General features: G+C 41.3%; 14 protein-coding genes and 1 pseudogene. 5 read left to right on the top strand and 10 right to left on the bottom strand.

Features of this window, described 5'->3' with window-relative positions:
* Nucleotides 1–38: 38 nt before the first annotated feature.
* Both Xvie_RS21050 and Xvie_RS12620 read right to left on the bottom strand, forming a co-directional pair.
* Nucleotides 39–170, bottom strand: a pseudogene (locus Xvie_RS21050) (IS481 family transposase); the annotation flags it as partial.
* Between the two features lie 162 nt (nt 171–332).
* A complete protein-coding gene (locus Xvie_RS12620; protein ID WP_086109664.1) occupies nt 333–2,276 on the bottom strand; it encodes a pyridoxal phosphate-dependent decarboxylase family protein in 1,944 nt (647 codons plus the stop codon).
* Nucleotides 2,277–3,058: 782 nt separating this feature from the next.
* Here Xvie_RS12620 and Xvie_RS12615 point away from each other — a divergent pair.
* Nucleotides 3,059–3,814, top strand: coding sequence for an FNR family transcription factor (locus Xvie_RS12615; protein ID WP_086109663.1), 756 nt, complete (start codon nt 3,059–3,061; stop codon nt 3,812–3,814).
* Nucleotides 3,815–3,941: 127 nt separating this feature from the next.
* Nucleotides 3,942–4,886, top strand: a complete 945-nt coding sequence (uspE, locus tag Xvie_RS12610) for a universal stress protein UspE (RefSeq protein WP_086109662.1) — start codon at nt 3,942–3,944, stop codon at nt 4,884–4,886.
* 120 nt (nt 4,887–5,006) lie between these two features.
* On the opposite strand, the gene Xvie_RS12605 is transcribed toward uspE, so the two are convergent.
* The 3 genes from Xvie_RS12605 to Xvie_RS12595 form a co-directional block, all read right to left on the bottom strand.
* Nucleotides 5,007–5,924, bottom strand: coding sequence for a tyrosine-type recombinase/integrase (locus Xvie_RS12605; protein ID WP_422645935.1), 918 nt, complete (start codon nt 5,922–5,924; stop codon nt 5,007–5,009).
* Nucleotides 5,925–6,464: 540 nt separating this feature from the next.
* Nucleotides 6,465–6,902 carry a GNAT family N-acetyltransferase gene (locus tag Xvie_RS12600; RefSeq protein WP_086109660.1) on the bottom strand — a complete coding sequence of 146 codons (438 nt, stop codon included), beginning with the start codon at nt 6,900–6,902 and terminating at the stop codon, nt 6,465–6,467.
* A 313-nt stretch (nt 6,903–7,215) separates the two neighbouring features.
* Nucleotides 7,216–8,037 carry an intradiol ring-cleavage dioxygenase gene (locus Xvie_RS12595; RefSeq protein ID WP_086109659.1) on the bottom strand — a complete coding sequence of 274 codons (822 nt, stop codon included), beginning with the start codon at nt 8,035–8,037 and terminating at the stop codon, nt 7,216–7,218.
* A gap of 263 nt (nt 8,038–8,300) precedes the next feature.
* Here Xvie_RS12595 and Xvie_RS12590 point away from each other — a divergent pair, with 263 nt between their 5' ends.
* Together Xvie_RS12590 and Xvie_RS12585 are read left to right on the top strand one after the other, a co-directional pair.
* Nucleotides 8,301–8,654: a metalloregulator ArsR/SmtB family transcription factor gene (locus Xvie_RS12590; RefSeq protein ID WP_086109658.1), complete on the top strand. Its 354-nt coding sequence runs from the start codon at nt 8,301–8,303 to the stop codon at nt 8,652–8,654.
* A 62-nt stretch (nt 8,655–8,716) separates the two neighbouring features.
* A complete protein-coding gene (locus Xvie_RS12585; protein WP_086109657.1) occupies nt 8,717–10,000 on the top strand; it encodes an arsenic transporter in 1,284 nt (427 codons plus the stop codon).
* Nucleotides 10,001–10,065: 65 nt separating this feature from the next.
* On the opposite strand, the gene Xvie_RS12580 is transcribed toward Xvie_RS12585, so the two are convergent.
* Both Xvie_RS12580 and Xvie_RS12575 read right to left on the bottom strand, forming a co-directional pair.
* A complete protein-coding gene (locus Xvie_RS12580; RefSeq protein WP_086109656.1) occupies nt 10,066–10,389 on the bottom strand; it encodes an AzlD domain-containing protein in 324 nt (107 codons plus the stop codon).
* The gene (locus tag Xvie_RS12575; protein ID WP_086109655.1) at nt 10,389–11,051 is read right to left on the bottom strand and encodes an AzlC family ABC transporter permease; all 663 of its coding nucleotides are present in this window, start codon (nt 11,049–11,051) and stop codon (nt 10,389–10,391) included. The genes Xvie_RS12580 and Xvie_RS12575 overlap by 1 nt, the downstream gene beginning before the upstream one ends.
* A gap of 105 nt (nt 11,052–11,156) precedes the next feature.
* Between Xvie_RS12575 and Xvie_RS12570 the strand changes: the two genes are divergently transcribed.
* Entirely contained in the window at nt 11,157–11,705 is a 549-nt protein-coding gene (locus Xvie_RS12570) for a helix-turn-helix domain-containing protein (RefSeq protein ID WP_086109654.1), read from the top strand.
* Between the two features lie 130 nt (nt 11,706–11,835).
* Here the strand turns inward: Xvie_RS12570 and Xvie_RS12565 are convergent, their stop codons facing one another.
* Genes Xvie_RS12565 through Xvie_RS12555 form a run of 3 tightly spaced genes read right to left on the bottom strand, consistent with a single transcriptional unit; the run spans nt 11,836 to nt 26,584 of the window.
* Nucleotides 11,836–17,805: a non-ribosomal peptide synthetase gene (locus Xvie_RS12565; RefSeq protein WP_086109653.1), complete on the bottom strand. Its 5,970-nt coding sequence runs from the start codon at nt 17,803–17,805 to the stop codon at nt 11,836–11,838.
* Nucleotides 17,802–22,487 (bottom strand): non-ribosomal peptide synthetase, encoded by a 4,686-nt coding sequence (locus tag Xvie_RS12560; protein ID WP_086109652.1) that lies wholly within the window; start codon nt 22,485–22,487, stop codon nt 17,802–17,804. The genes Xvie_RS12565 and Xvie_RS12560 overlap by 4 nt, the downstream gene beginning before the upstream one ends.
* Nucleotides 22,484–26,584 carry a non-ribosomal peptide synthetase gene (locus Xvie_RS12555; RefSeq protein WP_086109651.1) on the bottom strand — a complete coding sequence of 1,367 codons (4,101 nt, stop codon included), beginning with the start codon at nt 26,582–26,584 and terminating at the stop codon, nt 22,484–22,486. Before Xvie_RS12555 ends, Xvie_RS12560 begins: the two co-directional genes overlap by 4 nt.
* Nucleotides 26,585–26,939 lie beyond the last annotated feature (355 nt).

Below are 26,939 nucleotides of genomic sequence, written 5' to 3'. Positions count from 1 at the left end.
TTTCCATGTGTGTCCGACCACAACAGATTTTACCTTGGTTCCTGATAGCGATAAAATATGTCCCGGTAGAGACTCACCACTTTACTAGCCTTAGAGACATTATTCAGTTCCTGAGCTAAATTAAGGAGACCAACTTTATGTTTGAGGATGGGATTGTTAATGTGGATTATGAAAGTTACCTTTTGCTTTTGATTAAGGATTAGACGCCTATATCAAAGCGGGTAACTTTCATTTTTTCAAGTTGATGTGTCAGATTGAGTTGGGACTAATACAATTAATTTATTATCTCAAACTACAAACACTAACTTAATTAATATTGGAATTTATGATTATTAACCAACAAATGGCACTTCTAACCCCAATTTTATTCGTGCTTTTTTCTCTTCCTCATCAACAACCTGATTCAATTTCTTAACAAAGATAGCTTGAAGCTGCTCCCAAAATTCTTCAAAGTGCTCTTCATCGCGTAAGCAGTAAGTCATTACCGCAGCACGTAATACATAGATATTGCGAACCTCTTCCCATTCATTACGATTAAAACCACATTTCTCTGCATAGAGCCATGGCGTATCACCATATTCTTTATAATCCAATATAGTTGATGATGTGAGAAAATCGTTGGTATAAGCACGTCCTGCAGAATATGAGCAAAGTTCGTATAAACGCTTGTTGAGAGCATTATGATTGCTCAGGCTGTCGTTACCAATTTCTTTGAAGGTAAAGTTGATCATATGAAAATCAGGGGATGGGAAAATATGTGCTTCAAATCGATGTTTACCGATTTCTATTGGCGATAAATTTGCCAATTTATTCAATAGCCTTTGGGCTGTGACGATACCGGCAGCAATGACTTTCCCATATCCATTAATATTCAAAGGCAATAAACGATGGGCAGCCCAAAGTGCCGCTGCTGTTGCTCCCGCTTTTGAACCTTCCATAATGGATGAGCCGAGAATTCCTCGGTTGCTGGTATTTGTTTTATCATTATTGTCTTCGAAGACATATGCTGCACGAGAAGAGATCAGGTCTAGGATACGTTTGTCTTTCATGCAGATAGCACCCGCAGCATATTGAATGAAACCAACTTTATGCGGGTCCACTGTAATCGAGTCAACTTCTTTCAATGCCTTGAAGCTCTGATAGACTTCCGGTTTAGGCCAGCTGATATTTTCCGGCATAATCCCCACCGACCGATGGTAACTGGCCAGTTCATCATATTCTATAAATTCTCCCCGCTCATTCAGGAGCATGGAACATGCATATCCCGCATAGGCTGCATCAACGTGGATATAGAATGATTCGCCATAGCGTTCTTCACATTCTTTCCTCAATGCAACAACTTCATCAATTCGATCAATTGCGCCAACTTCAGTCGTTCCTACTACAGCAACCATTGCCAAAATGGGTTCACCTTGTTCAATTAATTCAAAAGTGATTTTTCGCATTTGAGCAACGTCAGTTTGATAATCTTCATTGACAGGTAGTGGAATAATATTTTCCTGACCAATCCCGAAAATATCTGCAGCTTTCATCCAAGAATAATGTTTGGATTGTGGAACTAACAGCTTGCCCAGAATTTCCGCTTTAATACCTGTACCACGGCATGTCATATCGCGAATTTCTTCAAAGAGTCCCCGTTTTTGCAGTTCGGTTATCAAATCTAAAATTTCAGCGGTTGGCAGATTTTTCAACTGACGAGATGTCTTATGGTCGACCAAATCTTTTGCTTTAGGATGCTGAGATATTGCAAAAGGCAATGTTTTTAAATTTCTGGCTACCCACACCCCTTCATAGTTAGCTACTGTGCCACCAGAAGTAATGTGCCCCCAGGATTGTTGAGGGTTATAGCCAAACATTCGGCAAAGGTCTAATCCTGATTCAATCTCTAATTCTGTAGTTGTCGGGGATGCTTCATAACTACAGTTATTCGGGTTGTACATCATAGCCATAACGTAGGCAAGATTAGAAACCATTAAAGTATCACTGCTGATATGACCAAGGTAACGGGGCGAAAAGAAAGGAATAGACGTATTTTTCAGTTTTGCAGACAACTGATTTAAAATCCCTTCTGTCCGATAAAGCGTTTCTCTATAGTTATGTTCGTAGCGATCAACAGATGTCACCAAGGTAGAATCTTCGGGATGAAAACCTGAGCGCCAATGCATGTGTTCGCTAACCGCATAATCCATCATCTCCCTAAAAAAAACAGCATTCTCTGATTTTGGCCCCAAAAATAACGCATCTACATTTAAATTCGGATGAAATGGTTTAGTCATAATCACGCAACCTTTTAACTGATTCTTTGTGTTTTGTCGGAAATTAAGAATTTAAAAAATTATTAATAATTTATTTTTATTTTCTGCTTTAATGGCCAATGCCTTGTGATGGTGATAAAACACCCACAATAACTAACTGAAAATAATTTGTTTCATTTTCGATCGTTGCATAAAAAACATTCTGCAACTTATGTCGAGTCAATCTATTTTATAGAGATATAAAACATAGTTCTTATAATATTAATTATAAATTAATAGTTAACTTTAAATTTGTGCACTACCACAAAGAAATGAGAATATTATCTTATAATATTAGGTTGGTAATATTTCTACATAAAACTATAAATAATGATAATAGTGACTTACGATATACCAGAAACCGTGACTCTGTCACGGTTTCTGGTACGTGGAACAAAGAAAGAAAAGAGTAGGATAATCGACCAAGACAGTATGAATTATTTACCATAAATTTCACATAATAAAAAATGTATATTGATTGATCATTTCAGTGATAAGTATGTTAATAACTCCAGAAACAATAAAATAGCCACCTTAATCAAATTATTACCTATTCCTTCATATTATTAATCCAATTTCATTTTGTTTAAGATATTATATTGAGTGGCTAAAAATTTTATGTAAATTAAAAGTTAATCCACAAAGAATCATTTTTTTCGTTAGTGATGATAAATACCGTGATTAATGGATGTACCTAGCTCTTATCAGAGCAACCTAAATATGTTAAATTTACGCATCTCCATTACTTCTAATGAGCATTTCCTATGATCCCGGAAAAACGTATTATTCGTCGGATTCAATCTGGTGGTTGTGCAATCCACTGTCAAGATTGTAGCATTAGCCAGCTTTGCATTCCTTTCACCTTAAATGAGCATGAACTTGACCAGCTTGATAATATTATTGAGCGTAAAAAACCCATCCAGAAAGGGCAAACGTTATTTAAGGCTGGTGATACACTGAAATCACTTTATGCCATCCGATCTGGGACTATCAAAAGCTATACTATTACAGCAGAAGGTGACGAGCAGATTACAGGTTTTCACCTTGCTGGTGATTTAGTTGGATTTGATGCCATCATTAATACTGAACACCCAAGCTTTGCCCAAGCTCTGGAAACGTCAATGGTGTGTGAAATCCCATTTGAAACGTTGGATGACCTCTCTGGGAAAATGCCTAATCTTCGCCAACAGATGATGCGTTTGATGAGTGGAGAAATTAAAGGCGATCAAGAGATGATATTGCTGCTTTCTAAAAAGAATGCTGAAGAGAGACTGGCGGCCTTTATTTACAACCTGTCACGTCGCTTTGCACAACGTGGGTTTTCACCCCGTGAATTCCGCCTTACCATGACACGCGGTGACATTGGTAATTATTTAGGCTTGACTGTTGAAACAATTAGTCGCCTACTTGGCCGTTTCCAGAAAAATGGTATTTTGGCTGTTAAAGGTAAGTATATCTCGGTTGAAAATATGGATAAATTGACTGAGTTGGTTGGTAAGTCTCCAGCTAATGCGTCCTAGCGTTAGCTAAATTTTAAGCCAGATCACTATATTTTGCTGATCTGGCATGCTTTTACCCTGTTATAGTTGTCTATATTGGTTTATCTTTCTATATGAAAGAGGCTCCAGACTCTGCGAGGAACTCAATATGGCAAACTACCAAAATCTCTTGGTTGCAATTGATCCCAATCAGGATGATCAACCCGCGTTAAGGCGTGCAGTTTATATTGTGCAACGTAACGGAGGGCGAATTAAAGCGTTTCTACCTATTTATGACCTTTCATATGAAATGACCACTTTGCTTTCTCCTGAAGAAAGAAATGCGATGCGAAAAGGTGTAATAGGCCAACGAGTCGCTTGGATAAAACAACAAGCCCATTACTATCTTGAATCAGGCATTGATATTGAGATCAAGGTGGTTTGGAATAATCATTCTTATGAAGCCATTATTCAAGAAGTTATCACTGAAAATCATGACTTATTATTGAAAATGACACATCAACACTCTCGGTTGGAATCCATAATTTTTACTCCGCTTGACTGGCACCTATTACGTAAGTGCCCTTGTCCAGTCTGGATGGTAAAAGATCAAGTATGGCCAGAAAATGGTTCTGCTGTTGTTGCCGTCAATTTATCCAACGAAGAACCTTACCATAATGAATTGAATCTGAAATTAGTACGTGAAACGCAAGACCTTGCCAATCGAATTGTAAAAGATCCCTTGATTCATCTCGTTAGCGCTTATCCAGTTGCACCTTTAAATATTGCAACTGAGCTGCCTGACTTTGATCCTAATGTGTATAACCAAGCATTGCGCGGTCAACATTTGATCGCCATGAAAGGATTGCGGCAGAAATTTTGTATTGATGAACAGCAGACTCATGTTCATGAAGGTGTGCCAGAAAAAGTAATTCCTGACATATGCGATGAATTAAATACAGGTGTGGTTGTTTTAGGCATTCTTGGTCGAACAGGCTTGTCAGCTGCGTTTTTGGGTAATACAGCAGAACATGTTATCGATCGACTTAAATGTGATTTGTTGGCTATCAAACCTGATGGGTTTGTTTGCCCAATAAAAGTAGCGAAAGAGTAATTGGCTTGAACTGTGCTATAAGTGATAAAGCTTTCTTGATAGATAAGTTGCCCGAACCTAATTTCGGGCAATATCATTAAATCTCATCAACAGTATTTTTCAGGAAAGCAAGTCGTGATGTCAAAAATTTAAATTTCTAGCTGCGTTTCTTAACCGTTCATCTCCACGACGATCATATTTCTGGGTTGTAGTGATACTTGAGTGTCCCATAGCATCTTTAACAGTTACGATATCCTCACCATTATCCAACATGGCTGATGCAAATGTTCTGCGCAAATCATGTGGTGCAAATTTTTCCAGCCCGCTTTCTATTCTACGAATCTCAAGAATGTGATAGATTGCTTGATCTGACAAACGGTTATCGGTTACATCATCATGGCGACGGATTCGGGTAAAAAGTGGGCCTGAATGATCCCCGCGTACTTCATCTATCCAACGAGTTAAACGTTTCCATGTTCCTTCCGGCATATAGGATAGCCTTTCTTTATTACCTTTTCCCATAACTCTTAAAGCTTGTTCGCGATGGATAATGTGTTTTATATCGAGCGAAACAATTTCTGAACGGCGCAGTCCACACCCAACAAGCACACCAATGATAGCAGCATCACGTAACCCTTTAGTGCTAGTATCATTTTCACAGGTAAAAAATAAAGTTTTTATTTCATAGCGTTCAAGCGCTCTACCTTTTGGCAACCTATTTCCCCTGACGGATTTCACCTGTTTTATATGTTGAAAACTGTCAGTGTCGAGTTGTTTCATTGTCCATGCTTCCAATGCAACACCTTTCAACGCAGAAAGATAAGTATTAATTGTTGCGGGAGCTTTACCCGAATCTGAAAGCATTTCCATAATTGCTTGAACATGATGACGACGGAGTACATGCCAAGTACAGTCCTGCACACTTTGATACCCCAGCATCTTTGCCACAATATCTAAAAATGATTTCATAGTTTGGCGACTGCGTTTTGATCCGAGACTAACAAGATATGCAATTGCCGGATTGTCGTATATTCGTTTTCCCGGTGCTGATAACGACATCAACATCCCCTGCTCTTGTTGAGAGCCGGTCATCACCACCAGTGATTTTTCATCACTATTGTTTTCGTGGTTATTTTTATTTTGATTATCGTTGTTCAAAGCTGTCTCCCAACTTCAATGTCTGAAGTTCGCCAAGACATAATCCATAGATATCAATCCATAGATATAGTTTGAACGGAACAGACATTTCCATTTCCCCATTCCTGATAGTTTGTTTTTTGCTCATTTTGAGCGCGTATTAATGGTTGAGCTACGTAAAAATTACGGCTAATCACTCACGCCATCTTATTCAATAAAGCTTACTTTTTCAAATGTATCTTTTAGTAAGTAGAAAGATTTTGATTTCCTAGTTTAATTTAACCATTTGATAAATAACAATAAAATTTTCAAGCAAGTTGAACGGGCAATAAAGGATGGGGTTGTAAGCCGGAACTAGCTAAAATGTTGCCAGCTTAATCTAAGGCCTTCGTGTATGGTATTCAGATCAATTTGTAGTGAATAACAGTGAATAAACTTTTCGAATAGATGGGCGCAAACCACCTAAATTTTGATAACAGCTAGCATCTCTTCAACTTCTTCATCCATGCCAACCTCAACGAAACCAAAACTGGCATAAAGATTTTTCGCCACGAGATTATTCGGATCATAACTGATTGCTATTGCTTCCAACTGATCTGTGCACCTGATTTCATCAAGCGCCAGCGATAGTGCTTTACGCCCAATACCCTTGTTTTGATGGTTTTTATCCACCATAAATCGCCAAATCGTTATTCTTTGGTCAACATCGGGTACCCACATGAAAAAACCAACAGGCTCCCCATCCAGACAAATTGCGCGCGTTTGGTATAAAGGGTAGAATTTGGATTGAGCAAGGAACCACACATTTTCGGCAATATAATCAAGTTGGTCATCAGTTACTGATAGGCCGCAGACAGCTTCGTAATTGTTCTTGTTTACGTCAGTTAAGGTAATCAACATACACCGCTCCAATATGGGATTGTAAGCCAGAACCGTCAAAAATATTGTTTATATTAATTTAAAACTGTTCTTTTATTGATCTTTTTTGAGACAGCCACGATAGAACCCCATTCTTCAGATATCATTTAATGTTTATATCAGTATCCACTATTACACATGATGGACGCTCCCGTAAAATGAATATGGCTATTTCATTTTGATACAATTGACGCCATGTGGGACGTCCATCTCATTAGATCAGGACTGAGCTAATATTTTCATCCTGTTGGATCTCAAACCCAGGTATGGAGGATTTTTTCTAAATTAGATTCACCTACACAGTGTGTTTAGCCAAGTCTTTAGGGGTTATTTTCTTGGACACATTGTCTTTATTAATAGATAAAACTATCTTTCCATGTAATCCATCCAATGTATTATCACCTATTTTTTTTACTGTCAAAATTGCAGCTCTATTTTTAACGCCAGAAAAGATAGAATCATCTTCATTTTTAAGCCTATTAATATCCCTTGGAGAATACATATCATTAATCATTACTTCTTTAGATATATCCTCAGGGAAATAGAGTTGGCCTACAAAATAGAATTTATCTTCCTGTCTTTTTTGTACATTCGCATTCCTTGCTGATAAATGGATATGTATAGCTCTTCCAGCATAAAATCCAGGGAAAATTGTGGTGAATCTGACTATACCGTCTTTGTCTGTCCTTTGTGCCCCACGAAGAAATGTGCTTTCATCAGTTCTTGAAATTGTTCCTATATTATCAGAGGGAGCCTCAAGGTCTGAGTTTATGTATTTCCAACCTGAGTACTTTCCCATTGCATTACAATGCCATATATCAATAAGGATATCATTTAAAGGTTTACAGGTTACAGAATCAATGACTTGCATTGTCAATAACAGAGGTATTCCTGGTTCATCCTCTGTTATATTCCTTCTCAGAAGTTTGTTATTTATAAAATATGGACCTGACATTTCCTCTGCGGTCATCTCGCAAACGCCTATACCAATACCATCCCCTTTCTTTGGTTGAGTCTGTGAAGAGGCGAGAACTCCTGCTGGCATCAGAGGTAATAATGAAAATACTGCACCAGTAACACTCGCCTTTTTCAAAAAAAGTCTTCTTTCATTTTTCATAAAGTGGCTCCTTATATGTCATTTAATAATATGATTTGTTGTTTAGTAAATGGATAAGCCATAGTTTAACGTGCGGATTCAGGTAAGTGTATTACCATTGTTTGGTAACATTCTCATTTAACAGATAAATGTGGTTTAATATTATTTTTTATCTGTCCTGACTGACATCATGTATTCACAAAGAACATATTCATTTTAGCAAATATATTATTGACTCCATGTAACTACTAAGTATTATCTCTTATTCAACAATAGGAGTATTTATGACTCAGCTTACCCCACTTCAATTTTTTAAATATCTTTCTGATGAGACGCGTCTGAGTATCATACTATTGCTGCGTGAAGTCGGTGAATTGTGTGTCTGCGATATCTCAAGCGCACTTCAGCAACCACAGTCTAAAACCTCACGACACTTGGGAATGCTTAGAGAAGCGGGATTACTGCTAGATCGGCGGGAAGGCAAATGGATCTACTATCATCTCTCACCACATATTTCCGTTTGGGCAGCGAATATCCTTGAACAAGCTGCGCAGTGTCAGTATGTAGAGATTATTCAATTAAGTAAGCGTCTTCATCAGGTTAATACAGCAACAAATGGCAAATCTGTTTGCCAATAATTGATTAAAAAATTTACTCTAACATATTTGAAAAATCACATATATAAATTTCGGAGATAACCATGTGGCTAGCAGGTGCAATTTTTGTTCTGACTTTAATTCTTGTGATATGGCAACCAAAAGGGTTGGGTATTGGCTGGAGTGCTACAATGGGTGCGATACTTGCCTTGATCACCGGCGTAGTTCAGATCGGCGATATTCCTGTGGTGTGGCAAATTGTTTGGAACGCTACAGCAACCTTTATAGCAGTGATTATTATCAGTCTGTTACTTGATGAATCCGGCTTTTTTGCATGGGCAGCGTTGCATGTTGCCCGTTGGGGAAAAGGCAAAGGTCGTTGGCTATTCACCTACATTATTCTTCTCGGTGCCTCTGTTGCAGCGCTGTTCGCCAACGATGGTGCGGCACTTATCTTAACACCTATTGTTATTGCAATGTTATTGGCACTCGGTTTTAGCCGTGGTACAACGCTGGCATTTGTCATGGCAGCAGGATTTATTGCAGATACTGCAAGTTTGCCGCTGATCGTTTCTAATCTGGTGAATATTGTTTCCGCTGACTTTTTTCATATCGGTTTTCATAATTATGCTTCAGTCATGATCCCGGTCGATATTGCTGCAATCATCTCCACGCTAGTCATGCTTCATCTGTTTTTCCGAAAAGATATTCCGGCTACTTATGACATCACAAAATTGAAAGTTCCACGTGAAGTAATCCGTGATGAGCGAACATTCAAAACTGGATGGGTTGTTCTGATTTTATTATTGATCGGCTTCTTTGCCCTTGAGCCTCTGGGAGTACCAGTTAGCTTTGTCGCTGCTATCGCCGCTATTATTCTTTGTCTGGTCGCACGTCGTGGTCATGTGATCAATACCAGAAAAGTGTTGAAAGGTGCTCCGTGGCAAATTGTCTTTTTCTCACTAGGGATGTATCTGATGGTGTACGGCTTACGAAATGCCAGTTTGACAGATATCTTATCTGCCATATTGAATACTTTTGCTGAACACGGTATCTGGGTCGCAACACTCAGCACTGGTTTTCTGACGGCAATACTGTCATCGGTGATGAATAATTTGCCTACTGTCCTTATTGGCTCACTTTCAATTGATGCCAGCACAGCTACGGGTGTTCTTAAAGATGCTATGATTTACGCCAATATTATTGGCAGCGATCTTGGGCCAAAAATCACACCTATTGGTAGTTTGGCAACACTGCTTTGGTTACATGTACTATCGCAGAAAAATATCACTATTTCTTGGGGATATTATTTCCGTGTGGGTGTCATCATGACTTTACCAGTTCTTTTTGTCACATTGATTGCACTGGCTATCCGTTTGTCGTTTTAACGCGGTTATAGTTACTTGGGCACCCAGTTAAATGAGTGTGGATGCCCAATAATATTTTATATTTTTTAATTGACACCAGCATAGCGTAGTAATGCTGTTACGATTGCCGCAGCCAAAATCACGACAATCAGTGGCATTTTCCGCCAGGCGAGAAAGACCGCGACGGCAACACCCAATACACGCGCCATGCCAGCAAAATGGTCACTTTCGTAGAAGGTGGCTGCGAGTGCCACAGCGAACAACAGTGTGGTTGCTGCATCGGCAAGCAATGCCTGAGAATGTTCAGATAATGCCAATTTATTACCCAGTTTTGCCCCGCCGAGGCGCATCAAATAAGTGCCGATCGAAAGTACCGCAATGCCAATAATAATCAGGGTATAATTTGCCATTATTTTTTCCTCATCAGTAAGCCCAATAATGACATCAGTACCGGCATCCCAACTGGAGTGAAAGGTACTGCGGCCAGTGAAAGCACTGCTCCGCTGGAAGCTCGAGTAAGTGTAGTTTTGTTTTTGAATGACGGGATAACCAACGCCAATAAAATAGCAGGGAAAACAGCATCCAGCCCAATGGCTTCCGGGGCAGGCAGAAATTTACCGACCACACAACCAATGATTACGCCGAGTGGCCAGAATACAGCAACGCCGATACCGCATAACCAATAGGCGGCTTTGCGTTGTTCAGGAGTTGGTTGTGACATACCAAAAACCACACTTTCATCATTCATAATGTGGCTTCCCAAAAATCCCATCATGCGTTTTCCAACTAACTCGCGTACAGCTATTCCGAAAGGAAAATGGCGGGCATTAACTAATAAGCCTGCTACCGCTGCTGCAAGAGGATTACCGCCGCTGGCAACAATGCCAATAAACATAAACTCTGATGCTCCCGCCAGTACTAATGTGGATAAGGCGAGTGGGACCCATAAAGGAAAATCATAAGCCATAGCCAACGAACCATAGGAAACGCCAACTATACCTACGGCCAAACAGACCAGAAAGATTGATTTTTTAATGTCACCTTTCAGACAGGAGAAATAATGAGTGAACATGCAATTTTATCCATATCGAACTAATTTCCATTATAATGAACAGAATTAAGCATTTTATCAAGACGAACATTATGTTCGTTTTAATGAACATACTGGAACAATAGCATGACACAGCCAATCAGTGTAATCGCGAAGAGTTTAGCTCGTGAACGTGCACGAATAGGCCTTTCTATAGCGGAAGTCTCCCGACGTGCAGGTATTGCAAAATCCACGTTGTCACAATTGGAAGCTGGTAGTGGGAACCCCAGTCTGGAGACACTTTGGGCATTATGTGTGGCACTGAATATCCCCTTTGCCCGTCTGTTGGAACCGCAAAGCAACAAAACACAGGTAATTAGACGGGGTGAAGGCACTAAAGTGATTGCGGAACAGGCTAACTATCAGGCAACTTTACTGGCTACCTGCCCACCGGGCGCACGCCGTGATATTTACTTGTTGATGACTCAACCGGGAGCAGATCGTATTTCTCACCCACATCCACCTGGTTCGGTGGAGCATATTATCATCACCCAAGGCCGGGCATTGGTAGGATTAACAGAAGCACCGGAAGAATTAGGTGAAGGTGATTATATCTGTTATCCGGCAGATCTAGAACATATATTCAAAGCGCTTGAACCAAATACCCAGGCGATTTTAGTGTCTGAGCAAAATTAATACCAATGAAGAATCAGTACCGTATTAAGGTGGGGAAAAGCTGGCAGACATAATGAGGCCTCATTAATGAGGCCTCATTCATTTCTTTAGTTTAGAATACTTGTTATATAAAAATGTTTCTTAGTTAAATTTAGTTATAAAATTGACTGATTCTCTCTTTTTCTTGACCAGACACAATAACATTTAATAACCGTTCATAGTGTTTAGCTAGATCATTAATTGTTTCTTCTGCATACAGCTCAGGATTATAACTAAGCTCACATATGATGTTTTGTGGCATTTTTATAAAGTGCATCCCAAGTACCTCAAAAGGAACTGGGTCAATATTTATTAATTCCATGTCAAGATTTTGCAACAATGATTTTTCATCATCATTGGCTACATCCATATCCATATAGTTAAACAGAACTGTAAATATACTATCTCTCACCTTTTCCCCCACAGTATCAATGACTGCGGACATATGGATATCCAGGTTCTCTAAAGCCTTATAAATAAACTGACTAACCTGCTGGATGATCTCATGCAGACTCATATCTTTATTTATAGTCGATTTTACTATCAATTCATTCAAAAATAGTCCGACTGTTTGATGGCTTTCTATGTGAGCACGGTCAGCTTGTGGTGAAGCCACAACATGTTGTGGCTCATCCGAATGCATAAAAAGACAAGTGTGGAACAGAGCCATGAATAACATATAAGATGTGATATTATTAGTCTCACAATATTGTGAAGCGACTTTATCTAATGAGTCAGGAATATTGATACGGCGGACATGAAAACGATATTTTGAAGCTAAGTGTTTGCTGAAAGCAATTGGAAAATTGCGCTCTGTATTAATATCATGAAATTGTTGTTGCCAGAATTCAATCTGTTTTTGATATTCATTAGTTTTGTGGCGTTCCTGCAAATCATAAATATAATCAGAATATTGCATAGCAACTGGTGGAAGAATATTTTCTTGCCCTTTTGAATAGGCCGTGTATAGCTGTTTAAGCTCATTAATAATGACATCAGCAGACCATCCATCGGCAACAATATGATGAATATTAATTAACAATACAGAATTTTCCTCCGAAACAGGCAGTAGGAAGGTTCTTATTAATGGGCCATTGTAAACATCAAAAGGTTTTCTTAGCTTTTCTTCCCAGAGCTTATTAACTTCAATAGTAATTTGTTCTTTTTCTATTTCTTTTGGTAATGATTCGACAATTTGTAAATTGATTTTCATGTTGTTATCAGGCTGCACAAAAATCTGTTCATTCTCTTTATAAAACTTTAAGCGTAAACTTTCATGTCGCTCTAGAATGACATTTAAACTTTTTTCCAATGCATTGCGATTTAGTTTTCCCTCCATCAGAAAAACAATAGGAATATGAAAACAGTCTTCTAATACTCCGTTTTGAATGAAAGGCCAAAATACCTTTTGGCAATGAGAAATGGGGATTTTCATGTCAAATGTATTTTGCGTTAGCTTCAGTGTAGATATTCCTATTCCATGTTTTTGAGTATTACGAATCACATTTGCAACTTGTGCAATGGTCGGCTTTGTAAACAATTGATGCATACTAAAGTTATTGTTTAAAGTATTCCTGATAGAAGCTGTTATCTTAACTGCTAAAAGTGAATGTCCACCCAGCGAGAAGAAATTATCGTGAATGCCAATTTCATTGATTTTCAGGTGCTCTTGCCATAATTGACAGAGTTTTTTCTCAATTTCATCTCTTGGTGCGATATAAGTTTGTCGGCGCAAATCGTCTTCATTCGGGATCGGTAACGCTTTTTTATCCACTTTATTGTTCAGTGTGAGCGGCATGCGTTCCAAGGGGATATAGAGGCCAGGCACCATATATTCAGGCAGCTGTTTTTTCAGGGCAGCTTCCAGTCGCTCAGAAAGTTCAGCGCTTATGGATGAAATCTGGGGGTAGTTAGCCAAATGGGTCTGGCTGTAATCAGAACGCGCCAGTACCTGAGGCAATTCGCCACGGCTGAAAATGACATCCAGTAAATCAGGTTGCTGTTGTGACCATGTCACGCCACACTGGTAACCACATTGTTCGGCATCTTGAAGTAATGATTCAACGGCGTGAATCTGTTCCATTGCCTGCGGAGAAAAGCTACCAGCATTTTCTAATGGGGATATTACTTGGTTTGCCGGCCAATGGCGCAGACCTTCTGCCAAAGTAAAATTATCCTTGATGCGGGCATTAGGAATCCCTGAAACGCCAAAGATATCGTCTGCCCCGGTTTGTAACTGATCCCGCAATTTATCGAGTGTTTCGAAGTTATGCCAAATGAAGGCGGGTTGGCTGCCAGAATCTACATTTTCATCTTTTTTGTGCAGTATGACATCATAGCGATAACGCAGCATTTCATTGTCGCCGACACCACGTTTGACCAAAATATCCACCCGACTGATTTCAGGATAACGCGTCGGCAGTTGGGCAAAATAGGTCGGGCTGAGTAGAAACTCCTCTTCTTGCTGTAAACGCCGTTGGATGCGATTGGCCAGTGTGCCTACCGCAATACGCTGCGTTTTTAAGCGGCTTTGTTCGATGGCGGTGATATGTGCCGTCAGCAGATCTAAGTTGCGGATATCCCCCAGCAGGATTTTGCCTCCGGCTTCAACCGCAGGCAGTAACTGGGCAATGACGTGCTCTATATATTGCATATTGGGGAAATATTGAACAACGGAGTTAATCACGACGGTGTCGAACATACCCGATGCCAGGGTTCCCAGATTCAGGGCATCGCCCTGACGTAACTGAACATGTGACCAGCCACGTTGTTGCAGGATGTGCTGATGCCGTGCCAGCACTTCGGCCGAAATATCGGTCGCCAATACCGACTCACACTGTTCTGCATAGCGATACAGTAATAAGCCGGTACCACAGCCGATTTCCAGTAAACGACGCGGATGCAAGGACTCAATACGTTGCATGGTGCCCGTCCGCCACTCCTCCATCTGCTCAAGCGCAATCGGCTGCCCGGTATAACTGTTCATCCAGCCGCCAAAATCACTGTCAACCTCATGTTTATCAGCGATGGCGTTTTCAGTGATCCCTTGCCGATATTGCTCATCAAAAATTTCCGTCCAACTTGCAAGATACTCTGCATTTAATGTGGTGGCTTTTTCTGCCAGCCAGTCGGTACTTGGGCACACATAAGCAATGAGTTTTTTATCTTCGCTGTTGTCCCCATAAGCGATCACTGCGGCATGGCTTAAAATGTCCTGCCCTGACAGAGCCGTTTCAACTTCGCCCAGCTCTATCCGGTACCCCCTTACCTTCACTTGGGTATCAAGGCGGCCAATAAATTCCAACTGGCCATCGGAAGCCCAGCGGACTAAATCCCCCGTGCGGTATAAACGTTGGGCATGGGAACTATCGGTCGGATCAAGGGTAAATTTCCGGGCACTCATCTCCGGATCATACAAATATCCCCGGGCCAGCGGGATGCCACCGAGACATAACTCCCCCACGGCCCCGATGGGAACCAGTTGATTATGGCTATCAAGAATGCGGACTGTAATATTGTTGAGCGGTTTTCCGATGGTAATTTTTTCCCCGGTTAATCGCGCCATTGCCACACAAACCGTGGTTTCAGTCGGGCCATAAGCATTAAACAGAGTTCTTCCCTGCATCCACTGTTTTGCAATATCCGGTGAAACTGCTTCTCCGCCGACCAGCAACGTTGTCATTGAACGCCATTTTTCTTGCGTTAAGTGCGGTAATAAGGCCGGGGGCAAAATAGCATGGGTTAATTGGTGTTGTTCAACAATGGCATCGAGTAATTCTGGGGAACGTTGCTGGGTTTCTGAAAGCAAGTACAGGGTTGCCCCGTGCGCCAGTGTCATTGCCAGTTCAAGTTTAGTGGCATCAAAACTCCAGGAGGAAAATTGCAGTCCCCGGGTGTTTGCATTGATTTCAAATGAATCGGCTAACGAGAATGCCAAATTAACCCAGCCTTGATGTTTAAGCATGACGCCTTTGGGTTTACCCGTGGAGCCGGAAGTGTAAATAACATAAGCCAGATGTTCTTCGGTCAGAGAGAATGAGCGTTCGGTGATATTCCCTGTCGGCAAACGTTTCAGGTGTGACTGTACTATGTCGGTATCCAGACAGATTACTTTCTGCTGACTCACCGGCAATTTTTCAACCAAATGTGTCTCCGTTAGGATGAACCCGGCCCCACTGTGTTCCAGCATATATTGAAGGCGGGCTGTCGGGTAACTGGAATCGAGAGATACATAGGCTCCCCCCGCTTTAAGGACACCCAATAACGCCACAACTGCCGATAAAGAGCGGGGAATACAGAGTGCAACCAGGGTTTCTTCTTGGACACCTTGTTCGATAAGGTAATGAGCCAGTTGGTTGGCCTGTTCATTTAATGCCTGATAGCTTAATGCATCATCACCAAAAACCAACGCCATTTTTTCTGGGTTCAGGGCGGCCTGCTCTTCAAACAATTCATGGAAACAGCGGCCACGCTGGCAGTGTTTTTGTGCCCCATTCCATTCATGCAGTAAGGTATGTTTTTCAGCGTCAGATAAAAGAGGTAACTCATGGACAGACGGTTCTTTATTTGCCAACTGATGATTCATTCCGTCAACAATGTTGGTCAGCAAAGTTTCGTAATTGGCAAGTAATCTGTCAATCGTATTGCTGTTAAACAGACCCGTGTTATAAATCCATAAAATAGATAATTCACCTTCCTGTTCTTCTTCATAAACATGCACTTCTAAATCAAATCGGGTAGTTCGCAGCGGACGTTCTTCAAATTCAATACTATTATTCTGTTCCAGCGTTGTATCCCGTTGATTGTTCTGTACTGCAAAAATGATCTGGAATATAGGGTTGTAGTTTAGATTTCGCTCTGGGCTGATTTTTTCTACCAACATCTCAAATGGCAGATCTTGATGTTCGTAGGCATCCAGAATGGTACGACTGTTTTGTTTTAAGAGTTCACTGAAGGTAAGCTGACCGGATAAATCCGTTCTGATCACCAATGAATTAACGAAAAATCCAATCAGGGATTCAATATCGTGATGCTGTCTCCCCGCAATTGCCGTTCCAACCAAAATATCTTTTTCATTGCTGTAACGGCTGAGCAAAACCGCAAAAGCCGTTTCCAGAAACATGAATAATGTCACTTCATGTTTGGTACACAATGCCCTAATCTTTTGCGTCAGGTTTTTTGAAATTCGTTGCTGATGAATACGTCCCTCTAAATGTAATTTTTCAGAACGTGGATTATCCAACGGAAAACGATGGAGTGGCGTAATACCGATTAACTGATTTTGCCAGTAAGTTAGTTGTTTTTCCAGAATATCGCCTTGCAACCAACTTTTTTGCCATTGAGCATAATCGGTGTACTGGATTTTCAACGGTGGCAGCGGATCTGTTTCGCCTTGGCAATAAGCTTTATATAACGTGAGAATTTCACTGAGAAATATTGACATTGACCAGCCATCACAAGCGATATGGTGCATTGTATAAATGATGACATAATCATTTTCTGCTAATTTTATGAGAAGAATGCGCAACATTAGATCTGTGCTGATATTAAAGGCGGTGTTTTCTTCTATTGCACCTAATTGTTTAACTTGATGTTCTTTTTCGGTTTCAGAAAGTACCGACAAATCATGCAGTGTAATCGGTAAGCTGTAGTCTTTGACGATAACTTGTCGTGGTTCGTTATCAATAACTTTAAAATGAGTACGCAACGCTTCATGGCGTTCAAGCAATGCCTTAACAGCCGCTTCAAATGCCTTGAAATTAAGCTGATCCCTAAATCTGAAATCCTCTGTGCAGTTGTACTGAGGGCTACCTTCAGTTAGTTGATCGATGAACCATAAACGCTGCTGGGCAAATGAGAGCGGATAATGTGTTGCACGCTCATAACGTTGGATAGATTGCGACCAATTTGAGTCGATTTGACCAAGAAATTTGATCAATTCTTGTTTATGAGCTTTCCACTCATTAAGCAGTTCCGATGGAATACTGTCAAGCGTGGTTTTATATTTCAATTGGTTATCAACAACAAACAGGGTAATCCCCTGATCTAAAGCCTCATTAACAATTTGCGCAGCATTTTTCATATATCACCTTCCAATAGTTTTTGTGTCGTTTCTTGCTCAGCTTGGAAAAATTTTCTTTTTTCCCTGATCACTTGGAGATTGGTTATGACTTCCGAGAATTGTTCGAGTGTTGGATGCTCAAAAATGCTTTTCACAGGGATATCTATATCTAAGTCGTTACGTACTGAACTGAGCAACCGTGTTGCTTGGAGTGAATGACCACCTAGTGTGAAGAAGTTGTCATGAATACCCACTTGTTTGACGCTCAGTAATTTCTGCCATAACTGACTGATTTTATGCTCCATTTCGTTTCTTGGCGCGATATAAACTCGTCGGCGCGAATCATTTTCATTGGGGATTGGCAAGGCTTTTTTATCCACTTTATTGTTCAGTGTGAGCGGCATGCGTTCCAAGGGGATATAGAGGCCAGGCACCATGTATTCAGGCAGTTGTTTTTTCAGGGCAGCTTCCAGTAGCTCAGAAAGTTCAGCGCTTATGGATGAAATTTGGGGATAATTAGCCAAATGGGTCTGGCTGTAATCATTGCGTGCTTGTACAGGTAGTAATTTGCCACGGCTGAAAATGACATCCAGCAAATCAGGTTGCTGTTGTGACCATGTCACGCCACACTGATAACCACACCGCTCGGCATATTGAAACAGAAGTTCCAATGCCTGAACCTGTTCCATTGCCTGAGGAGAAAAGCTACCTGCATTTTCTAATGGAGATATTACTTGGTTTGCCGGCCAATGGCGCAGACCTTCTGCCAAAGTAAAATTATCCTTGATGCGGGCATTAGGAATCCCTGAAACGCCAAATATATCGTTTGCCCCGGTTTGTAACTGATCCCGCAATTTTTCGAGTGTTTCGAAGTTATGCCAAATGAATGCGGGTTGGCTGCCAGAATCTACATTTTCATCTCTTTTGTGCAGTATGACATCATAGCGATAGCGCAGCATTTCATTGTCGCCAACACCACGTTTGACCAAAATATCCACCCGGTCTATTTCAGGATAACGCGTCGGCAATTGGGCAAAATAGGTCGGGCTGAGTAGAAACTCCTCTTCTTGCTGTAAACGCCGTTGGATGCGATTGGCCAGTGTGCCTACCGCAATACGCTGTGCTTTTAAGCGGCTTTGTTCAATGGCGGTGATATGTGCCGTCAGCAGATCTAAGTTGCGAATATCCCCCAGCAGGATTTTGCCTCCGGCTTCAACCGCAGGCAGTAACTGGGCAATGACGTGCTCTATATATTGCATATTGGGGAAATATTGAACGACGGAGTTAATCACGACGGTGTCGAACATACCCGATACCAGGGTTCCCAGATTCAGGGCATCGCCCTGACGTAACTGAACATGTGACCAGCCACGTTGTTGCAGGATGTGCTGATGCCGTGCCAGCACTTCGGCCGAAATATCGGTAGCCAATACGGACTCACACTGTTCTGCATAGCGATACAACAGTAATCCCGTACCACAGCCGATTTCCAGCAAACGGCGCGGATGCAAGGACGCAATGCGTTGCATGGTGCCCGTCCGCCACTCCTCCATCTGCTCAAGCGCAATCGGCTGCCCGGTATAACTGTTCATCCAGCCGCCAAAATCACTGTCGGAACCACTTTGGTTGGTAGTGATATTTTCAACTATTCCCTGTCGGTATTGTTCATCAAAGACTTCTGTCCAGCTCCCCAGATATTCCGCATTTAATGCGCTGGCTTTTTTTGCCAGCCAGTTGGCACTTGGACACACATAAGCAATGAGTTTTTTATCTTCGCTGTTGTCCCCATAAGCGATCACTGCGGCATGGCTTAAAATATCCTGCCCTGACAGAACCGATTCAATTTCACCCAGCTCTATCCGGTACCCTCTCACCTTCACTTGGGTATCAAGGCGGCCAATAAATTCCAACTGGCCATCGGAAGCCCAGCGGACTAAATCCCCCGTGCGGTATAAACGTTGGGCATGGGAACTGTCGGTCGGATCAAGGGTAAATTTCCGGGCACTCATCTCCGGATCATGCAAATATCCCCGGGCCAGCGGGATGCCACCGAGACATAACTCCCCCACGGCCCCGATGGGAACCAGTTGATCATGGCTATCAAGAATGCGGACTGTAATATTGTTGAGCGGTTTTCCGATGGTAATTCTTTCCCCGGTCAATCGCGCCATTGCCACACAAACCGTGGTTTCAGTCGGGCCATAGGCATTAAACAGTGTTCTTCCCTGCATCCACTGTTTTGTAATATCCAGTGAAACAGCTTCTCCCCCGACCAGCAACGTTGTCATTGAACGCCATTTTTCTTGCGTTAAGTGCGGTAATAAGGCCGGGGGCAAAAGAGCATGCGTTAGCTGATGTTTTTCAACAATGGCATCTAATAATTCAGGGGAGCGTTGTTGGGTTTCTGAAAGCAAGTACAGGGTTGCCCCGTGTGCTAACGTCATTGCCAGTTCAAGCGCAGTGGCATCAAAACTCCAGGAGGAAAATTGCAATCCCCGGGTGTTTGCATTGATTTCAAATGAATCTGCTAACGAGAATGCCAAATTAACCCAGCCCTTGTGTTCCAGCATGACGCCTTTGGGTTTACCCGTGGAGCCGGAGGTGTAGATAACATAAGCCAGATGATTTTCGGTCAGGGGCAATGGGCGTTCAGCGATATTTTTAATTGGGAAATTTTGTAAATGTGATTGTACTTCGTCCGTATCCAGACAAATGACATGCTGTTGATTGATAGGCAACTTTTCTATCAAATGCGTTTCAGTCAGAATAAAATGAGTTTTACTGTGTTCCAGCATGTATTGAAGACGGGCCGTCGGATAACTGGAGTCGAGGGCAACATAAGCTCCCCCCGCTTTAAGGATACCCAGTAACGCCACGACCGCCGATAAAGAGCGGGGAATACAGAGTGCAACCAGGGTTTCTTCTTGGACACCCTGCTCAATAAGGTAGTGAGCCAGTTGGTTGGCCTGTTCATTCAATGCCTGATAGCTTAACGAATCATCACCAAAAACCAGCGCGGTTTTTTCTGGGTTCAGGGCGGCCTGCTCTTCAAACAATTCATGGAAACAGCGGCCACGTTGGCAGTGTTCTTGTGCCCCATTCCATTCATGCAGTAAGGTGTTTTTTTCAGCGTCAGCCAAGAGCGGGAGTCTATGGACGGATGGCTCTTTGTTTACTGAATGATCGCTCATTGCCTCAACAATGCCGGCAAGCAGGATTGTGTAATTGGCGATCAATCTGTCAATGGTTTCACTGTTAAAGAGGCTAGTGTCTGAAATCCAGAAAAGCGATAAATCATTTTTATCTTCTTCATAAACATGGATTTCTAAATCAAATCTAGCTTTCAGAAGCGGGCGCTCTTCTACTTCAATACTATTATCTTGTTCCAGCGTCGTATCTCGCTGAGTATTTTCCAGAGTAAAAGCAATCTGGAAGATAGGATTATAGTTTAAGTTTCGCTCAGGACTTATTTTTTCTACTAGCATTTGGAAAGGAAGATCTTGATGTGCGTAAGCATCTAAGATAGTACGGCTGTTTTGTTTTAAGAGTTCACTGAAGGTAGGCTGACCGGATAAATCCGTTCTGATCACCAATGAATTAACAAAAAATCCAATTAAGGGTTCTATATCGTGGTGCGTTCTTCCTGCCAAAGCCGTTCCGACCAAAATATCTTTTTCATTGCTGTAACGGCTGAGCAAAACCGCAAAGGCCGTTTCCAGAAACATGAATAATGTCACTTCATGTTTGGTACATAATGCCCTAATTTTTTGCGTCAGTTTTTTGGAAATACGTTGTGAATGCATACGCCCTTCAAAATTCTGTTTTTCCGGGCGTGGATTATCCAATGGAAAATGGTGAAATGGTGAAATACCGGATAACTGGTTTTGCCAGTAAGCCAGTTGCTTTTCCAGAACGTTGCCTTGCAGCCAGTTCCGTTGCCATTGGGCATAATCGGCATATTGGACTTTTAATGCTGGTAGCGGGTTTTCCTCACCTCGACAATAAGCCCGATATAAGGTGAGAAGTTCTCTGAGAAATATTTCTAGTGACCAACTGTCACAAGCGATATGGTGAATATTGTAAATAATGACATAATTGTTTTCGGCCAGTTTTATAGCCCGTACACGCAGCATCAGATCTGTGCTAAGGTCAAAAATGAGCTCCTCTTCTTCTTTACCAAGTTTTTTCACTCGCTCTTTTTTCTCGATATCAGAGAACGTTGACAAGTCATGGTATGTAATGGGCAAATCGTAGTTGGTTGCAATAACCTGCCGTGGCTCATTGTTTATAGTCTGAAAATGAGTACGCAATGCTTCATGACGTTCAATTATCTCTTTCACGGCGGATTCGAACGCTTTGAAGTTGAGTGGCTCCCACAGTCTGAAATCCCCTACGCAATTGTACTGGGAACTACCTTCATTAAGTTGATCGATGAACCATAAACGTTGTTGGGCAAATGAAAGTGGATAATGCGCAGCAATGCCGTTACGTTGAACACCTTGTAATTGATGTGTTTCAGCTTCTTCTCTTGAATCAATCTGATTAAGAAACTCGATCAATTCTTGCTTGTGATCTTTCCATGTACTGAGCAGTTCCGGTGGTATACTTTCGCGGCTGGTTTCATAATGTAATTGATTATCTTCAACAAACAGAGTAATTCCCTGATTTAAAGTTTCATTGATAATTTGCGCGACATTTTTCATATAGCACCTTTCAATAGTTTTTGAGTCGTTTTTTGCTTAGCTTGGAAATGCTTTCTTTTTTCTTTGATCAAGTGAATCGTGACAATATGTGATAATTGCTCAAGTGTCGGGTGCTCAAAAATACTTTTTAAAGGTATTTCAACGTGCAATTCATTGCGTATTGAGCTGATTAGGCGCGTCGCCTGAAGCGAATGTCCACCTAAGGTGAAAAAATTGTCATGGATGCCAACCTGACTGATTTTTAGTAAGCCTTGCCATAACTGACAGATTTTTTCCTCAATGTCGTCTCTTGGTGCAACGTAGGCTTGCCGGCGCAAATCACTTTCATTGGGGATTGGCAAGGCTTTTTTATCCACTTTATTGTTTAGTGTGAGCGGCATGCGTTCCAATGGGATATAGAGGCTGGGAAGCATATATTCAGGCAATTGTTTTTTTAGACTGGATTCGAGCAATTCTGAAAGTTCACTGCCAATAGAGGATATTTGAGGGTAATTAGCCAAATAGATCTGGCTGTAATCATTGCGTGCTTGTACAGGTGGTAATTTGCCACGGCTGAAAATCACATCCAGCAAATCAGGTTGCTGTTGTGACCATGTCACGCCACACTGATAGCCACATTGTTCCGCATATTGAAGCAGTGACTCAAATTCCTGAACTTGCTTTGTTGCCTCTGGGGAGAAACTGCCAGCATATTCGGGAGGGAGTATCATCTGATTGGCCGACCAGTGGCGTACCCCTTCAGCCAACGCAAAATCATCTTTGACACGGGCGTTGGGAATTCCTGAAATACCAAATGAGTTTTCTCTGCCTGTTTGTAACAATTTCCTCAGACTTTCAAAGGAATCAAAATCGAACCAAGTTAAGGAGAGATCACAACCAACTTCCGTATTTTCCCCTCTTTTATGCAATATAACGTCATATCGATAACGCAGCATTTCATTATCACCAACACCACGTTTAACTAAGATATCGACCCGGCTGATTTCAGGATAACGCGCTGGTAATTGGGAAAAATAGGTCGGACTGAGTAAAAATTCTGGCTCTTGCTGTAAACGACGCTGAATTCGGTTGGCAAATGTCCCAACGTCAATACCCTGACCATTCAAGCGATTTTGCTCTATGGCTGTAATATGCGCAGTAAACAAATCTAAGTTTCGGATATCCCCCAGCAGGAGTTTACCTCCAGCCTCAATAGCTGATATGAGTTGTTCAATGACTTTTTCCAAATATTGAATATTGGGGAAATATTGGATAACTGAGTTAATGACAACAGAATCAAATTCGTCAGTGGCTAATGTTCCTAAGTTAAGTGCATCCCCTCTTCTTAGCTGAACATGTTGCCAGCCACGTTGTTGTATAATTTTCTGATGCCGTGCCAGCACTTCGGCTGAAATATCGGTAGCCAATACCGACTCACACTGTTCAGCATAGCAATACAGCAATAAACCAGTACCACACCCAATCTCCAGCAAGCGACGAGAGGCCAGTGTTTCAATTTGCTGCATGGTTCCAGCCCGCCACTCTTCCATTTGTTCAAGCGCAATAGGTTGTTCAGTGTAGCTGTTCATCCAGCCACCAAAATCACTGTTTAGTGTTATTACATTGCTTATGTTTTCAGAATGGACATTTTCTGTATTGTTGCGATATTGCTCATCAAAGACCTCGGTCCAACTTTCGAGATATTCTGTATTATATGCCTCAGCCTTTTCAGACAACCAAGCAGCCGTTGGACTGATATAAGCAATGAGTTTTTTATCGTCACTATGATGACCATGAGTGATCACAGCAGCATTGCTTACAATTTCACTCCCCGTTAAAGTTGCTTCGATTTCTCCCGTCTCTATCCGGTAGCCTCTTACTTTAACTTGAGCATCAATACGCCCCATAAACGCCAGATTACCATCGGGTAACCAACGTACTAGATCCCCTGTTCGGTATAAACGCTGAACATAAGCATTATCTATCGGATCAACGATAAATTTCTTTGCGTTCATATCTGGGTCATATAAATATCCACGAGCCAGCTGGACACCGCCGATACACAGTTCCCCGGCTACACCAATGGGTGCAAGGTGACCGTTGGCATTGAGGACTCGGATAACAACATTATTTAGTGGTTTACCAATGGTGATTTCTTCATTTACCAGAGATGCCATTGCCACACAAACCGTGGTTTCAGTCGGGCCATAAGCATTAAACAGTGTTCTTCCCTGCATCCACTGTTTTGCAATATCCGGTGAAACAGCTTCTCCCCCGACCAGCAATGTTGTCAGTGAACGCCATTTTTCTTGTGTTAAGTGCGGTAATAAGGCGGGTGGCAAAAGGGCATGCGTTAGCTGATGTTTTTCAACGATAGCATCTAATAATTCAGGGGAGCGTTGTTGGGTTTCTGAAATTAAGTACAGGGTTGCCCCGTGTGCTAACGTCATTGCCAGTTCAAGTGCAGTGGCATCAAAACTCCAGGAAGAAAATTGTAGCCCCCGTGTGTTTGCATTGATTTCAAAGCGAGCAGAGAGCGAGAATGCCAAATTAACCCAGCCCTTGTGTTCCAGCATGACGCCTTTGGGTTTACCCGTGGAGCCGGAAGTGTAAATAACATAAGCCAGATGATTTTCGGTCAGGGGCAATGGGCGTTCAGCGACATTTTCAATTGGGAAATGCTGTAAATGTGATTGTATTTCGTCCGTATCCAGACAAATGACGTGTTGCTGATTGATAGGCAATTTTTCTATCAAATGCGTTTCAGTCAGAATAAAATGAGTTTTACTGTGTTCCAGCATATATTGAAGGCGGGCTGTCGGATAACTGGGATCTAATGGGACATAAGCCCCACCCGCTTTAAGGACGCCCAATAACGCCACAACTGCTTGTAACGAACGTGGAATACAAAGTGCAACTAATGTCTCTAATTGGACTCCTTGTTTGATAAGGTAGTGAGCCAGTTGGTTAGCTTGCTCATTCAATTCCCGATAACTTAAGCTGTTATTGCCAAAAACCAGTGCTGTTTTTTCGGGATTTAGTGCAACTTGCTCTTCAAACAATTCATGGAAACAATGTTTATGAAAACAATGTTCACGTTGATGTTGATCCAGTGACCCGCCCCATTCGTGAAGTAATGTATGTATTTCAGCGTTATCTAAAAGAGGAATATCTTGGATAGATGGTTTTTCTGTACCTTTCATCACCTCAACAATGTTAAACAATAAAGTTGCATAATTAGCGATCAGTCTGTCAATAGTAGTGCTTTGGAATAAATAGATATCAGAAATCCAGACTAAAGATAACTCTTCTTCTTTTTCATAGACTTGGACTTCCAAATCAAGATTTGCTTTTTGGAGATAACATTTTTCAATATTAATATTATTATTCTGACTATTACCCCACTCTGATGGTATATCTTGTCTTGTATCGTCCAGAATGAAGGAAATTTGGAATAACGGGTTGTGATTTAATTTCTCCTTGTTACTAAATTTTTCGACCAATATTTGAAACGGGAGTTCTTGATGCGCGTAGGCATCTAGAATAGTGCGGCTGTTTTGTTTTAAAAGTTCGTCGAAAGTAGGTTGTGCGGATAAATCGGTTCTGATAACTAGGTAATTGTCAGGGAATTCACTTGGGGGTTCTGTGTTATGGTGAATTCTTCCAGTCAAAGCCGTTCCGACCAAGATATCTTTTTCATTGCTGTAACGACTGAGCAAAACTGTAAAAGCCGTTTCCAGAAACATAAATAATGTCACTTCATGTTTGGTACATAAGGCCTTGATATCTTGCGTCAGTTTTTTGGAAATGCATTGTGAATGTATGCGTCTTTCAAGATTTTGTTTCTCCAGACGTGGGTTGTCCAGTGGGAAACTATGGAGTGGTACGATGCCTGATAACTTATTTAGCCAGTAAGCCAGCTGTTTTTCTTGTTTATCACCCTCTGAATCAGCATGATTCAAAAAATCGATCAACTCTTGTGTATAACTTTCCCATTCGTTGAGCAGTTCCGGTGGTATATTGTCACAGTGAGTTTCATATCTTAATTGGTTATCAACAACAAACAGGGTTATCCCTTGATTCAAAGCCTCATTGATAATTTGCGTGGCATTTTTCATATAGCACCTTTCAATAGTTTTTATGTCGTTTTCTGCTCAGCCAGAAAGTGTTTTTCTTCTTTGATCAGATAATTCATTACTATTTGGGATATGCGATAATAATCATTCCAAAACTGAATGTTCATTTCAGAGATTTTATTACACGTAATTCATTACGTATTAGACGTGCTAAAACGTGTCATTTTAAAGTGCAATGGATATCAAGAATAAAAATCGACATTGTTATTTATCGTAATTTATATTCTTAAAAGACATTTTTTGATATATGTATTTTGAAGTAAGTAATGAGGTGGGGTTTTGATTTTAAATAAATGTAAGTTTCTCTGCAATAAGTCATAATATTTGAAAAGGTCAA

Source organism: Xenorhabdus vietnamensis (genome assembly GCF_002127535.1).
Lineage (GTDB): Bacteria > Pseudomonadota > Gammaproteobacteria > Enterobacterales > Enterobacteriaceae > Xenorhabdus > Xenorhabdus vietnamensis.
Note: the sequence above shows the minus strand (reverse complement) of the source record. Positions and strands in the feature narration are given on the sequence as shown.